The organism is Escherichia sp. E14S1 (assembly GCF_004211995.1).
Lineage (GTDB): Bacteria > Pseudomonadota > Gammaproteobacteria > Enterobacterales > Enterobacteriaceae > Escherichia.
This window is the reverse complement of sequence record NZ_RHJQ01000011.1, coordinates 26,196-39,351: the sequence shown is the minus strand read 5'-3', so window position 1 is coordinate 39,351 and position 13,156 is coordinate 26,196. Positions and strand designations below refer to the sequence as shown.

The following is a 13,156-nucleotide window of genomic DNA, read 5'->3' as shown; positions in this document are numbered from 1 at the left end:
AAATTTAGAAAAAAGGATACCAACACAGACCAGACCAATGGTGACTAACCGAAGCTCGGGAGTCCATGCAAAAAACGCATTTAGCAGCCCATTGGCAAAAAATATGATTACCCAAATCCATGTAATATATTTATTGATAAGATAAAACATGATATGATTTCGTTTTTCCTCAGAAATACCGGTACTGGAATAAAAAATGGTAAAGGGTTTCTTTACCAATAGACTAATCAATGAAACGAGAGTGAGTGACAGATAGCAAAAACTTGTAGGGTAGTTTAGCAAAAGCGTAGACCATCTTGCAAAATAATTAAAAAACAGAATGATAACCGTCAGAATATTTGTTATCATAACTGGTTCTCTTTGTAGGACAATTTTAATATTTACAACAATAATGAACAATAAAATAACAGTTAAGATGAGAGATCGTTCGACGAGAGTTAAAACGTTTTCATTGACGACCCAAGAATAAATACTCCACGGAATGAAGGAAATTATAATGTTGAACATAGTGCATCACCATTTTTATATTTGATAGAAAACTTACCGCAGGCGCATCGTTTTTTAAGTTTCGTATGAATATAAAAGACACCTTCAGGTTCACAATCTATATCCTGCTTAATGGTCAGGTGATAAGTATTTCCCGGATAAATAGCTTCAATGAACTTCACTTTTTCCAGCTCAACAGACGCAATATTTTCCGCCGTACCCTGTGCGACCAAAGTGAGAACCATATCAATCAATAGCGAACCAGGACATACGGCGCGGGAGGGGAAATGTTCCTCAAAAAGCGGGTGATGCACATTAAAGGAAAAAGTGCAGAAGCCTCCGGTTAAAGGAGAAACCTGACATAAATCGCTAATTAAGGAGAGAACGGCTTTCTCAGACGTCGAGTCAGGTAAGCAGACCTTACTGACAATGATGATTGCTTGTGCAATAACTACGCTGCTATTGTCGCGTGGGCTGGCCGTACAGTGAATGCGGTAAGCGTCATTAATAAGCTCAATATGTCCTTCCACGCGTAACTGATCGCTATCAAAATAAGCGGCAGAGAGAAACTGTTCAACCATAACAGGCAGATAACGATACGTGGGATCCGTGCTTTTAGCCACCTCGGTGGCAAATCGAACTGAAAACTGATGTAAGGCTTCGAGTAACAAACCAGGTTTCAGATAGTTATGAGCTAAATCCCAGTGGGAAATATCGATTTGCCCGCATGCACGCATCGGTTCCGTTAAGGCGAGCCCCTGGAATATGCCCAAGAAATTTGGCCCGGGGCGATAACTTATAGCCATGATAGGGGGGCCTTTTTATATTTTTCTCTTAAATCCTCGGATGACAACCCAAAGGAGTGAGAGCTAAACCGCGATTGATAGTGCGCGAGAAGTATTGGCATCCGACAGACGAAAAAAGCCAGCAGTCCCAACTCAGGAGCAACCCGATGTTTGCTCATGACGCTTGCAATTAGAAAATCGACATTGGGTTGCAGCCCGGAGTTGTCCGAAATGGATTGGGCAAGCAAACTGAAGGGTCGCATCGACTCCTGAAAGCGTGAAAAAAAGAAATCGACCCGGACATCATGCCGCATGATCGGATGACCAAACCCCGGCCAAGGTTTGTCCTTGCAATAGTGTGTTACCGCGACCTCATTATTCCCTGCTTCAACCTCATTGAGTACGGAGGAAAGCCGCATGATAGCATACTTGCAGGCTCCCATATGTGCGGGTCCAGTGGCGCAAAACCCACCTATTAATGCAGAAATGACGTCACTCTTGGTACTAGCAATAAACCTTACCGTGGTGGTTGTGGGTGTCACAGTACCAAAGCCGCCCAGCAGCAGAGACATGAAGCGGCATAGCGCATCGTTATCCCGGTCGGAAGACGCTTCCTTTCCGGTTAACGATAACCAAAAAACGCGCTCAAAGGTTTTGCAATTTTCGATCGTCGGCAAATCGGAAAATGGTTGGAAGGAACGCGCCAGCGAAATAATCCACGGCATCAGCAAGATGATTTTCATACAGTCGCCGTCGCTTATGGGAGCCATCACCTTACACTGAGCTGACGACACCTCAACTTGCGACATTAACATCATAAATCGCTGCATTACGCTCAGAGATGGCAAAGTGTTGATCAACTGATGCATCGCCTGAATTTTAGCTGCAAGATCCACTTTTTTCAGTTCGCAGTTGGCGTTCTGAATAAATCGATCTATCTGTTCTTCATTAAAGAGCTTGCCTGTCAGTGCAAACCATGCGTTTTGCAAATAACGGTTTTCGTCGGCAATCTCGATCAAATTACATCCACGAATAAACAATACATTACTATCTAAATCATAATTATCAATAACATCATCTGACATGATTTACTCCTGTTGTTCCGGCGGCAGGCGGTAAAGCCTGATGTTGACATTATTAAGCGAGATTTTAGCGATAAGCTGCTCACGCATTTCATCGGTATTCAGATAACCCGGCTCATAAAGAAAGTTAGGCTCACGCTCTATCACATCAACGGTTTTCGTGATCGTTCTTTTAATGGCAGTGTAGATGTTTTTCTTATTCATAATGGACGAAGACAAAATGATCACATCCATATCTTTATAATCAAACATATCTCCCGGCTGGCATAAAAAGCGGACACGTTCAGCATTTACACGTTTCGGAATACGCCAGCAATCGAAAACATTCTGTGCCTGCGTTACTACATCTGGAATAATATCCAGTGCAGTTATTTGAAATGCTGTATATTTTGCCCACATCAACACGCTGGTGGGCATCGGCCCACAACCGACATGACAAACATTTCCCGCATTAATCCGGATAAGGTCCTTTTCAGCATTATAGAGTTTGCGGTAAAAATCGATGAACTTATTTCTGTTATTACTGATTCCCTCAAGTTCAGATTGCGGGATAGCTAATCGTCTGGACATCATCAATGACATCTTCCCTTCATACTTCATTTCATAATCGAGTGCTTTATGATCGAGTTCCGCAAGAAGATCTTTGTGGGTATCAATGAAGGTATTAAAAGCAGCGACATTCTCCCGGCGCGCAGCAGAAAACTGCGTGCTGATATGCTGTAGCCTGTCATAAAAGTCCATAGAAAAGAGCGAATGCTCATCTATCTCATGCGAATTCACCGACACAATTTCATCAAGCAGATTATCAAGTTGCATTAACAAGCCTCCCTTGCGTCACAAACCAGCAGGCATTTACCTCTGGATGAGAAAAGCAAATCGTTATACTCAACGACGGCGAGATTAATACGTCCGCGATTTTTCATATAGGCTTCATATATATCCGGGAAATGACAAATTTCGGCCTCCATTTCGGACAAATCAAGGTCATGAGGTACTTCGCAGCAGATGTTAATATCCATAATCTCTTGCCTATCTGCTGATAAATGCAATACAATTTGAACAATCGCGTCAGGTAATCGTCGCTTAATCATTTTGAATATTTTTTCATGGCTGATCAGATTCCCCATGAAATTAAAATCAATGGCATTACGTTTAATATCCTGAAAATAGATGTCATTATTTTCAACGGATAGTTTGCCCATATCGCCTACGGGATATCTGATAAGTTTGCGCGAGGCATTCGGATCCAGCGATGTCACCAGTAGTCCTTTCTTATCTTCATATTCAAAGAAGAAATCATCACTGAAGAGCAGATACTGACTATGTTGACCCTCGACAGACATACCGATGAAACCGCACTCCGACAAGCCGTACAAACCGATTATCCGCAGCTCGTCGCCCAGTACCTCGCGCAGATAATTTTCATGCGCGACCAGCATCGGTTCACCAGTAAAGACCACTTTTTTAATTTCCAGCGAAACCCCAAGGCTGCTCATGGTTTCCACGAACTGAACAATGGTCGCAGGCACGCCAAACAGCGCCGAGAGCCGAATTTCAGCCAGAAAATCGAAATGACTCTTCAGCAACAATGCAATATCGCCAACCGGCACTACATGTGCGTGGCAATGTTTGAGAATTTCACACGCTGAGTAGTGTAAGGATGAAAACAGGTTAATCGTAAACAGGTTGCCAACGACGTCCCCCGGGGAAAAAACCTGCCGCGCGCGCAGGTTATAAATTAAGTTGTGCTCTGACGAGCTAACCGTATCCTTACTGGATTTTAAACAGACGCTGACCATTTTCATGGCCCCAGTCGTACCGCTTGTGGCGCCAAGCAGCATCGGCTGTTCAGTCACAGGATCCCGTTGAGTCAAAAAACTACTGTCGCCAGTGGTCGAATAAACGTGTGTACATATCCTGACTGAATCACGGAATGCAATATAATCGAATGCCTGGCATCCGGTTATTGCCATTATCCGTGGTTGTATTTTTGCATACATCTCAGCACAGCAATAATCCATGATGAATTAGACCTTTTTAATGAAAATTTCACAGCCCAGAGCAGCAAGACCTTCTCCGCGCGTCACTGTCCAGCTTATCCCGTCAAGATCGCAGCAATGTAAGAGATCGCTGATACCCGCTAATGTAAATTTTTCTTCCGTGGACATATCCATCACACCACATTCACTGCGCGATTGATTAAAAACACCCAGAGCTGTTTCTTCTGCATCAGCCAGAGGTTCATGGATAATAATGCGACCGCCATTATCCAGAACACGGCACAACTCCTGTAATCCTTTTTCAGGTTCAGCCCAGTGATGAATTACGGAACGGGCATAGATCATTGAAAAGGAATTATCGGGAAACGGTAAATTGCTGACGCTGGCCTCACCAATGTTGAATACATGCTGACATGTCAACTCGGCACATTTTTTAACGCAAAACTGAACCATACGGGGATCAATATCAACCCCATAAAAGGAATAGTCCGTTAGTTTTTGAGAGTTGTACAGATTAAAAAGCATGTGGCCAGTTCCCATGCCAATATCGAGAATTTTTTTCTTTGCAGAAGGAATACTGGATGCTTCTTCCAGTATTCTTTCCATCAAATACGTATTCCACGGTAACGTACCTTCAGTGGCATACGTTTCATAGTGTTCAGGGCTGATATCTACCAGTAAATCATTCATACACATTTTCCTCTCAATGAATTTAATTTATGGTTATTTTCGTTGGGCAATCAGAAATTAACCAGAAATATAGGCATTTACGTTTTCATATAATAGATCGTCTAAAGCAATTGATTTCAAACATGCATCTAGCAAAACAACGGTTATGACAGATTGACAAAGGTAATAGCAGTTACAAATAAATTCCCTTCCCTTAAACGTAGTTTTATTCCCGACATAACGAAAAACACATCGCGCCCTGTTAAGCTCAACTAACAAATAATCATTGATATCAAAAGTACATGCTGAGATGGCGCATAATGCTTTATACAAACTCTCCATGCAACTAAATATCATGGTGCATACGCGACTGTCCTGAACCTGTTCTGCCGGAAGCCCAGTGAATTTTTCGCAGTAATCAAGCATAAATGGCCTCGGTGCTTTTTCCTTCTCGATAAATTCAATATCAACCCCGATAGACAAAATCCGTGGATCGTTATTAATCATCATAATGCTTTCACTCCGTCCATGGCTTACTGAACTGTGTGCCATATTTACGCCCGGAAAAAATATTTTAAAGATATCGACAAAAAGCACCTTCGCCATTTCACGGTGCAATATCATTCTCGATGTCCGTTTCGTTGATACAGGTAAATAACGATGAAACCTGTCGATATTTAAAAAAGAGGTATAAAAAGAATGACTCACAATGCATAGATAATTGTTTGCTTGACGATTAACATACACTCTGTTCATGCCATGGCTCTTATTCTAAACGGCACATTTTATTTTCCCTGTTTTAGTCGTGGCAATTTCTCTGATATTTACCTTGAATGAATACTGATACCATTTATCCGTCAATATTTTAGTAATAATTTTGATCTGCGTACTGTTTGCCGACATATCAAGGTTGAGATAAATATCACCGTTCTGCGCTTTTGAAAAGTAATGCCTTAAACATCCAGCATACTTAACAATATCATTTGAAACCAGTTGAACGGGAATAAACTTACCATTGTGTTTGAACTCATTAACGGCTCTGGCTATCCAGTAATAACATTCAGATCCATCTTTAACAAACAGATCGCCGGAATCAAACCATTCATCACGTGGCTTTAATTGTAGGGAACTATCAACATAACCATCACACGCGAACGGTGTTTTATAAAACATACGGCACACTGAGTCAGAAGCATCTGGATCAACGGGGCGTAAATCAATTTTTATGTCGCTCGTCATGACTTTACCCGGTGCAACAACGCCATATTTGCTGGTTCTTTCAATATCGCGTAGCGAACGGATCCTGTTATGAAATAAGCGAGGCCCGGATTCGGTCTGGCCGAAGTTATTCCATAGCGTAGTGCATGATGAGAGGATACTTGACGCCTGTACAGTAAGCAGACGGTCGGATGCATTCAGGATATTATTCACGTGAATTCGACTTTTGGTAAAAATGTCGCTCACTGGCAACATCCAGTCACCAATTAAAGGCAAGTTGGTAATACTATAGTGCGAAACAAGTTCACCAATATTGCTTATTTGAAATTTTTCGAACACCAGCTTGCTTTCCGATAGAAAGGCACACAGCATGGTCGAAAGACCATACATATACTGCACGGGGAAATAACACAATGAGCGTTCTTCATTGCTGAGCTTGAGATACTGACTCACCGCGCAGGCGTTTTCAATCAGCATATTTTCATGATATTGGATCAACTTGGGTGTACTGGTTGTTCCGGAGGTACAAAAATAGAAATGCGCACATGGGTATACAGTAAAATCATCCAGATTGTCGTTCGCAGGAGAAAGACAGCGATCAAATGCGATATTAATCCGATGGTTAATAGTACTGATATCCCTGACTTCGTGGCTCATTACAAAAGCCGCAATACAATCCGCATCAACCAGCATATCAATAGTGGACAAATCATGAACATTGACGATCCATGCTTTCAACTTCAGCACAGACGCAACAAAATAGCTGATCATGCCTTCAAAATTATTTCTAATCACAAAGACAAACAGCTTATTTTGTTCCCCTGGCAGACGGTCGTGAAAATATCTGACCACGTTACCTGCACAGCCTTTTGTCAACGTAGTGATATCCTCTGACGAATAATGACTGTCATGACAAATCAATTGCCAGTTTCTTTCTAATAATGAATTCATTGTTAGCATGATGCGTACCTTACAGATATTTTGGATTCCCTAAGACCAGACTGCCTGCGCCCCCTCCCATACCAAATGAGTTTTTCAGTGCGTATTTAAGCGGCCGGTGCTGATGCTCCCTCACAAGCGCAATACCATTGGGTAATTGAGGATCGGGTTCATCGCAATTCAAAATTCTGGGTAAAACATCGTTCTGGAAGGAAACTAGTACTCCCATAATTTCCATCGCTCCGGCAGCTGCAATCAGATGCCCGTGCCAGGATTTAGTCGCCACAATCGCTGGGTTATGCGCACCAAAAACCTTCCTGATTGCGCTGGCTTCGTGCTGATCATTTTGTAACGTTGATGTCCCATGCGTATTCACAAAGTCGATAGCATTACGGTCAATGCCCGCATGTTCGATGGCCCGTTCCATCGACAATTGCATTTCGAGATCTTCCCTATGCGGCACCACAATATGCTGTGCACAAAGTGCGCCGCCATAACCCAATAAATAGGCCAGCGGCTCGCCCTGACGCGCCAGTATGCTGGATAATTTTTCAATGACGAACAGAGCAGCGCCTTCTGCTAAAACAAATCCACTGCGGTGCCGATCAAAGGGTCGCGAACGCTGGGTGCCGCTGTAGTTTTGATCGGTCGAGATCACTCCCATTTCTTCTAATCGCGCAAGATTCAGTGGCGTGACTTTGGCGGAAACGCCGCCGCAAATCGCAGCTTTAATTTCGCCGCTGCGGATAGCTCGCATCGCCATGCCGATACTTTGTGTTGACGCAGAACAAAGACCTAAATGCGCAAAGCTTAGGCCCGCAAAGGGGATGATTTCATGTATCGTTTTCAGAACTGCGGTTGTATCGAGATCGAGAAAATCACCAATTTTAAAATGTTCCAACGCTGCATCGACCAGGCATTGCTTATCCGCGTCGACGGGAACCTTTTTCGAGAAACCGATGCACTGTTCAATGTCGATTGCTGGTTCATCGATTCCCACAATGCAGCCAATATCTTCTACTGAATAATATTCCTGCAAATGCAGCCGTTCGTATAACCTCTTTGCTGCTAAACTCGCGTAAAAAAGCTCGCCGTTTCTAAAGGGGCTTTTTTTAGGCCAGCGTAGAGATTCATTACCTTCGACAGGAATACCTGCTTCATGAGTCTGAAAATACTGATGATCAAATTTTTTGATCTCTCGTATGCCACTTTTCTCATCCATAAAGCTGGCATGAATTTCATACAGATTGCTGCCTAATGGCGTGACGGCACCATATGCACTTATGCATAACGTATCTGCATCGAAATGTGTATTCATTATGATCCTTTCCTCAGTGTTTAATTAACAAAATGCTCCCGATACCATAATTGATACCGGCACCATTCAGCATGACCCGGGTCCCTGAAGGAATAGCAGGATCATTAAGGCAGCATAAAATATCCAGTATATTATTGAGTTTTCCAGTATATCCGGTTTTAGCTTTATAATTAATAATCGGTGTCTGTGGAAAAAATTTCTCCAGTGCCGAATATTCTGCTATTTGTTGTGCACGAATACCATTGTTATAACTAACAATAACATCGGGTTCTCCCTGTTGCGCTCGTTGTTTGCTCAACAGGCTTTCCCAGTCCTCTTGCTCATATCGGACTTTAGGGCAATAGCTAATAGTCACAGATGTTAATTCAGCCAGCGCATTGCGACTGTTATTGTCTAAAGACATCACCGCCGCGCCCCAACTGGGGATAATACCGGAAACATCTTTATCATTTTGCCGAATTTCACCAAACTTTTTAAACACAGCCAGACTATCAAAAGTCAGCATATTTGCTGAGCTAATAACCATCGCCCCAGCTTTTGCAACTGAGTTAGCAATGTCTGCATGGGCCAGTTTCAATGCAGCCAGACCACTTAACGATGCGGCACGTAATGGCGTACCTTCCTCATGATCTAATAAAAACTTTGAGGTGTGATACAGCACATTCGTTGGCAGCAATCGCAACATATCCAGAGGGTTATTCATCTCTTTATACTGCTGGATATGCTTCCAGACTGAACCATCATCGTTATATTTTCGGCAAATTTCAAAAAGCGAGCTAAAACTGTGCTCCTCGCTATCACATGCTGTATATAGAAAGGCTTTTGCATGCTCTTCCAGACAATCTTTGCTTTTAAAATCAATCAGCGCATTGATAGCCATTTTTGACATATGATTCAGTACGGAGTAGTCCTCTCTGTTGACCAATTTCTTTTCCACAACAGACGGTGTCGGAAAGTGATAGTAGTCCATGTCACGAGGATTAACGTCACTCTCTGTGACGAGTAACTGTCTCAGCGCAGCACTATTTTGGGCGAATTGCTGGTGCACACCATAGTTTTTTATATAGACCTTTTCCATCATGCAACCTGTGCTTTGACAGCGGATATTTGCCGGTTGATATAGCTCAGCGTGAAATAGGAGTAAAGTTCTTTGAACTGAATTGTTTTATCAACAGATTCAGAGCCTTTTAACCCCAACAGGTTATTGATTTCAGTAAGACCTTTACTGGTCCACTCCTTGGTATCAAATGAATAGAATTCTTCTACTGTGGCCCATTTGTTTACTGGCCAAAGGCTTTCAGGACTAACGTTAAGTTTAAAGTGTTTTTTTAACTCGAAGGCAAAATCGATATAATCAATTGAGGTCATTCCGTAATCAGAGAATAACGACTTATGCGGATCAAGCTCTTCTGACTCGTCAAGGTACATGATATCTTTAAAAATCTGATTAATTATTGAAATATACATTAGATTATCCCCTCACCATTTCCGATCGTTAATGAAACGCCTGTAGTAATAATTGTGCCATTAATAAATGAGCTGATGGTATTCGCAACATCTTGGGTAGCCAGCATTTTTCTCATTGGAATCGTTTTTTCTATACTAGCAATACTTCGCCCCTCTTTCGCGCAGTAGTCCTGGAGCATTTTTGTTTTGATATAACCAGGTCTTAAGCATAACGTTCTGATATTGAATCGGGCCATTTCCAGTGCGACGCTGGAGAGATATCTTTCCATTGCTGCTTTCGTAGAACCATACAGTGAGTTACCCACACTGATTTTTTTTGCAGCTACCGAACTGATAAACACGAGTTTGGTTTCATTTTCTTTATACTGCTTCATCGTTTTGACTATCGTATTAAAAATCAGCACGGCTGACAGATAGTTAAGGCGAGTGGTAGTACTAATCTTTTCGGGTTCCAACTCATCGCACAGACATGCCGGATTATTACCAGCGCAGTAGATAGCTACGTCAATTTTTATATTTTCTAAGGTAGTACAAAATTGCACTACATCCTGCTCGGAGGTCAAATCCAGGCGAAGTGGCAAGACTGCACCTTGATATCGATGCTTCATATCACTGACCACTGCTTCATTACTGAACCATGTGAAAATAACGAGATAACCATCATTTATTAATGAGTCAATGACATTCCGCCCTATCTCAGCAGTGCCTGCAACTACCAGCGCCAGAGGTTTTTTATTATCTATAGAATTATTTATAATATCATTAAAAATAGGGTTCATGATACTTCTCCTTGCTTATATCAAAGCGTAACGTAACCACAAGTTTTATATTATACAAAAAGTAAACCATCCAGTCTCAATGCAAACCTAAGCCTCGTAGATGATATATAAAAAATCAATGCCTGATTGCTTTCAAAAATAGCACCTAATTGTACAAAAGCAATCACTTTTACTTTAAGATATTTACCAAAAACCAAATAACAAAAATAAACAAAGCCACAGAATTTAATATCAGAATAATACTTAGATATTAAACACTCTGTAATTTCAGAAATAGTCATTCGCAGGTATTTTTACGCAAGCAACCTTGCTAATACATGCCATAATATTTATTTAGTATAGTCTTTTCTTCAATGGAAATTTTTATCTCATACAGTATTTCTCTGGTTTATAATTGATTTTGATTAAACGCATTTTGCAGTGAACGCGATCTCTATTCGTTCATTATTGATTTAGATGTTATAGAGAAATTTGTTCTGCATTGCCCGGCTGACCTGTAACACATGCCCATCAATGACTAATTGCATTTTACCAGTACAGTTTCGTTTTATTTTTTCAATTGCGTTAACATTAACAACAACAGAACGATGAATCTGCCAGAATTCGTCAGGATCAAGCTGAAGCAATAGTTCCCGCAGTGAACCACGTAGCAGGAAAATGTCTGACTGTGTTTTACCTTTCTTATACAGCGATATGTATTTATCTTCCGCCTTAAAAAACTGGATATCTGAACAATGGATTAACTCAATATTTTCCCCTTTTTGCACGCGGACCCATTTCAAATAGCTTTTATGCTCAGCAGGAAGAAAGGTCTGAAATTTTTCGATCAACGCATTGAGATCGGGAATGGTATTCTCTGCCGAATTCTCATTCAGGCGCGCCTTCATTTTCAACACACATCGTTCCAGCCTCTTTTCATTCAACGGTTTTAACAAATAGTCGATGGCATTGGTTTCAAAAGCCCGCACGGCATACTCATCATAAGCCGTCACAAAAACGACTAACGGAAATTTATCAAGTTGGTTGATTCTGCGTATCAGGGTCATACCGTCCATTTCAGGCATACGGATATCCAGAAAGGCAATATCTGGCTGCTCCTCAGCGATCGCATCAAACGCTTCTTTACCGTTTTCACAGCTTGCGAGTATATCCAGTTCAGGCCAAACATCCGCCAGCATTTTATTGAGTTGATATCGCAATAAGGGCTCATCATCAGCAATAATTGCGGTCATTGTTTTAGTCATTGAACATTCCAGGCGTTGAATTGGTTGCCATTAGCGGTATGAAAATTTCAGCAGTGACGCCCTGGGATGCATTTTCTTTGATGCATAACTGCGCCTTACCCATATAGATTACATCCAGTCTTTGCCGGATATTATCCAGAGCCAGACCGTGCCCGCAGGATGATGTCGCCATAGAAAGGCCGCGTCCATTATCAATCACCTGGATACACGCGCCTTCCGCCACTTTTCTCACCAAAACTTCGATAGCTCCGGCCTGGTGTTGTGGTTCGATACCATGCCGGATTGCGTTTTCAACCAATGGCTGAATTAACATGGGGGGAATACAAAAAGCACCGGCATTGAATTCATTCCTTATCTTGTAAACCAGACGAGTACCCAGCCTTATTTTCTGGATAGACAAATAAGCATCAATTAGCGCCAGCTCTTCATCAATATTAACAAAATCGTTGCGGTTTTTTTTCAGGGTGCCGCGTAGCAAACTTGTCAGATTAACCAGTAACAATTTTGCAAGGGCTGGGTCCTTATCAATTAAGGCGTCAAGATTCGCCATCGTATTGAAAAGAAAATGGGGTTCGATTTGGCTCTGAAGCTGTTTCAGTTGACTTAATGCCAGCGATTTCTTCTGCTCTGACTGTTGTCGCTTTGCGACTTCGAGCGCATTCTGCGCTTTCAATTTTTGTTCATGTATAGAAAAGAATGTAAAGCTAATGATGGCCAGAATGAAACCGGGAACCAGCGTTGAACGTTGATTCAGGAAGAATTCGTCATAAGAAGAGGGACTGAACCATAAATAGGCATTCAGGCTACCTAACAAGATACAACAGGTTAACGATATACAGTTAATTTTTGCTTCAGACAGTGATGGCTTTATCCATCTCAACAGTAATGCGCTGAACAATGCGCTGTAACCATAACCAAAACTAATAATCATTTTTAGGAATAATAAGGACGCCCAGTCATGAGATAAATCTGCTGGCGATTCAAACAAGATAAGTATTCCAGCAACGCCCATACAATACAAACTTGTTTGTAATAGATGAGTTCGAAATTTTTGGCTTACTAGTAATAGCCTGCGCATCCAGAATTTCCTTTTAGCTCTATACTATGACATATGTTATCAGCTTGTGGTTTTTATGTTCCAATTTGTATGTTCCAACCTATTTCCCTAC

13 protein-coding genes are annotated in these 13,156 nt (G+C 41.7%); all 13 read right to left on the bottom strand.

Translation table 11 applies throughout. The features are described 5' to 3' along the window. Nucleotides 1–491: 491 nt before the first annotated feature. The gene (locus D9734_RS13515) at nucleotides 492–1,292 is read right to left on the bottom strand and encodes a beta-hydroxyacyl-ACP dehydratase (RefSeq protein WP_130208131.1); all 801 of its coding nucleotides are present in this window, start codon (nucleotides 1,290–1,292) and stop codon (nucleotides 492–494) included. Beyond that, on the bottom strand, nucleotides 1,283–2,356 hold the full coding sequence (locus D9734_RS13510; RefSeq protein ID WP_130208129.1) for a citrate/2-methylcitrate synthase: 1,074 nt from the start codon (nucleotides 2,354–2,356) through the stop codon (nucleotides 1,283–1,285). The genes D9734_RS13515 and D9734_RS13510 overlap by 10 nt, the downstream gene beginning before the upstream one ends. A 3-nt stretch (nucleotides 2,357–2,359) precedes the next feature. After that, a complete protein-coding gene (locus D9734_RS13505) occupies nucleotides 2,360–3,169 on the bottom strand; it encodes a hypothetical protein (protein ID WP_130208127.1) in 810 nt (269 codons plus the stop codon). Further along, entirely contained in the window at nucleotides 3,169–4,209 is a 1,041-nt protein-coding gene (locus D9734_RS13500; protein ID WP_165383287.1) for an AMP-binding protein, read from the bottom strand. Before D9734_RS13500 ends, D9734_RS13505 begins: the two co-directional genes overlap by 1 nt. Nucleotides 4,210–4,380: 171 nt before the next feature. Then, nucleotides 4,381–5,043: a class I SAM-dependent methyltransferase gene (locus D9734_RS13495; protein WP_165383286.1), complete on the bottom strand. Its 663-nt coding sequence runs from the start codon at nucleotides 5,041–5,043 to the stop codon at nucleotides 4,381–4,383. A 57-nt stretch (nucleotides 5,044–5,100) separates the two neighbouring features. After that, a complete protein-coding gene (locus D9734_RS13490) occupies nucleotides 5,101–5,646 on the bottom strand; it encodes a hypothetical protein (protein ID WP_130208121.1) in 546 nt (181 codons plus the stop codon). Between the two features lie 147 nt (nucleotides 5,647–5,793). Next, nucleotides 5,794–7,200, bottom strand: coding sequence for an AMP-binding protein (locus D9734_RS13485; RefSeq protein WP_130208119.1), 1,407 nt, complete (start codon nucleotides 7,198–7,200; stop codon nucleotides 5,794–5,796). Nucleotides 7,201–7,210: 10 nt separating this feature from the next. After that, nucleotides 7,211–8,497, bottom strand: coding sequence for a beta-ketoacyl-[acyl-carrier-protein] synthase family protein (locus tag D9734_RS13480; protein WP_130208117.1), 1,287 nt, complete (start codon nucleotides 8,495–8,497; stop codon nucleotides 7,211–7,213). 13 nt (nucleotides 8,498–8,510) lie between these two features. Continuing rightward, entirely contained in the window at nucleotides 8,511–9,578 is a 1,068-nt protein-coding gene (locus tag D9734_RS13475) for a hypothetical protein (protein WP_130208115.1), read from the bottom strand. Then, nucleotides 9,575–9,964, bottom strand: a complete 390-nt coding sequence (locus D9734_RS13470; RefSeq protein WP_130208113.1) for an acyl carrier protein — start codon at nucleotides 9,962–9,964, stop codon at nucleotides 9,575–9,577. Before D9734_RS13470 ends, D9734_RS13475 begins: the two co-directional genes overlap by 4 nt. Beyond that, on the bottom strand, nucleotides 9,964–10,743 hold the full coding sequence (locus tag D9734_RS13465; RefSeq protein ID WP_130208111.1) for an SDR family oxidoreductase: 780 nt from the start codon (nucleotides 10,741–10,743) through the stop codon (nucleotides 9,964–9,966). The genes D9734_RS13470 and D9734_RS13465 overlap by 1 nt, the downstream gene beginning before the upstream one ends. 452 nt (nucleotides 10,744–11,195) lie before the next feature. Continuing rightward, on the bottom strand, nucleotides 11,196–11,987 hold the full coding sequence (locus D9734_RS13460) for a LytTR family DNA-binding domain-containing protein (protein WP_130208109.1): 792 nt from the start codon (nucleotides 11,985–11,987) through the stop codon (nucleotides 11,196–11,198). After that, a complete protein-coding gene (locus D9734_RS13455; protein ID WP_165383285.1) occupies nucleotides 11,980–12,975 on the bottom strand; it encodes a histidine kinase in 996 nt (331 codons plus the stop codon). Before D9734_RS13455 ends, D9734_RS13460 begins: the two co-directional genes overlap by 8 nt. Nucleotides 12,976–13,156: the final 181 nt, after the last annotated feature.

Bases quoted from the DNA above. Each gene is read 5' to 3' on its own strand.
- D9734_RS13480 (WP_130208117.1), bottom strand. From the start codon at position 8,497: ATGAATACACATTTCGATGCAGATACGTTATGCATAAGTGCATATGGT.
- D9734_RS13475 (WP_130208115.1), bottom strand. From the start codon at position 9,578: ATGATGGAAAAGGTCTATATAAAAAACTATGGTGTGCACCAGCAATTC.
- D9734_RS13490 (WP_130208121.1), bottom strand. From the start codon at position 5,646: ATGATATTGCACCGTGAAATGGCGAAGGTGCTTTTTGTCGATATCTTT.
- D9734_RS13465 (WP_130208111.1), bottom strand. From the start codon at position 10,743: ATGAACCCTATTTTTAATGATATTATAAATAATTCTATAGATAATAAA.
- D9734_RS13510 (WP_130208129.1), bottom strand. From the start codon at position 2,356: ATGTCAGATGATGTTATTGATAATTATGATTTAGATAGTAATGTATTG.
- D9734_RS13470 (WP_130208113.1), bottom strand. From the start codon at position 9,964: ATGTATATTTCAATAATTAATCAGATTTTTAAAGATATCATGTACCTT.
- D9734_RS13485 (WP_130208119.1), bottom strand. From the start codon at position 7,200: ATGCTAACAATGAATTCATTATTAGAAAGAAACTGGCAATTGATTTGT.
- D9734_RS13505 (WP_130208127.1), bottom strand. From the start codon at position 3,169: ATGCAACTTGATAATCTGCTTGATGAAATTGTGTCGGTGAATTCGCAT.
- D9734_RS13495 (WP_165383286.1), bottom strand. From the start codon at position 5,043: ATGAATGATTTACTGGTAGATATCAGCCCTGAACACTATGAAACGTAT.
- D9734_RS13460 (WP_130208109.1), bottom strand. From the start codon at position 11,987: ATGACTAAAACAATGACCGCAATTATTGCTGATGATGAGCCCTTATTG.
- D9734_RS13515 (WP_130208131.1), bottom strand. From the start codon at position 1,292: ATGGCTATAAGTTATCGCCCCGGGCCAAATTTCTTGGGCATATTCCAG.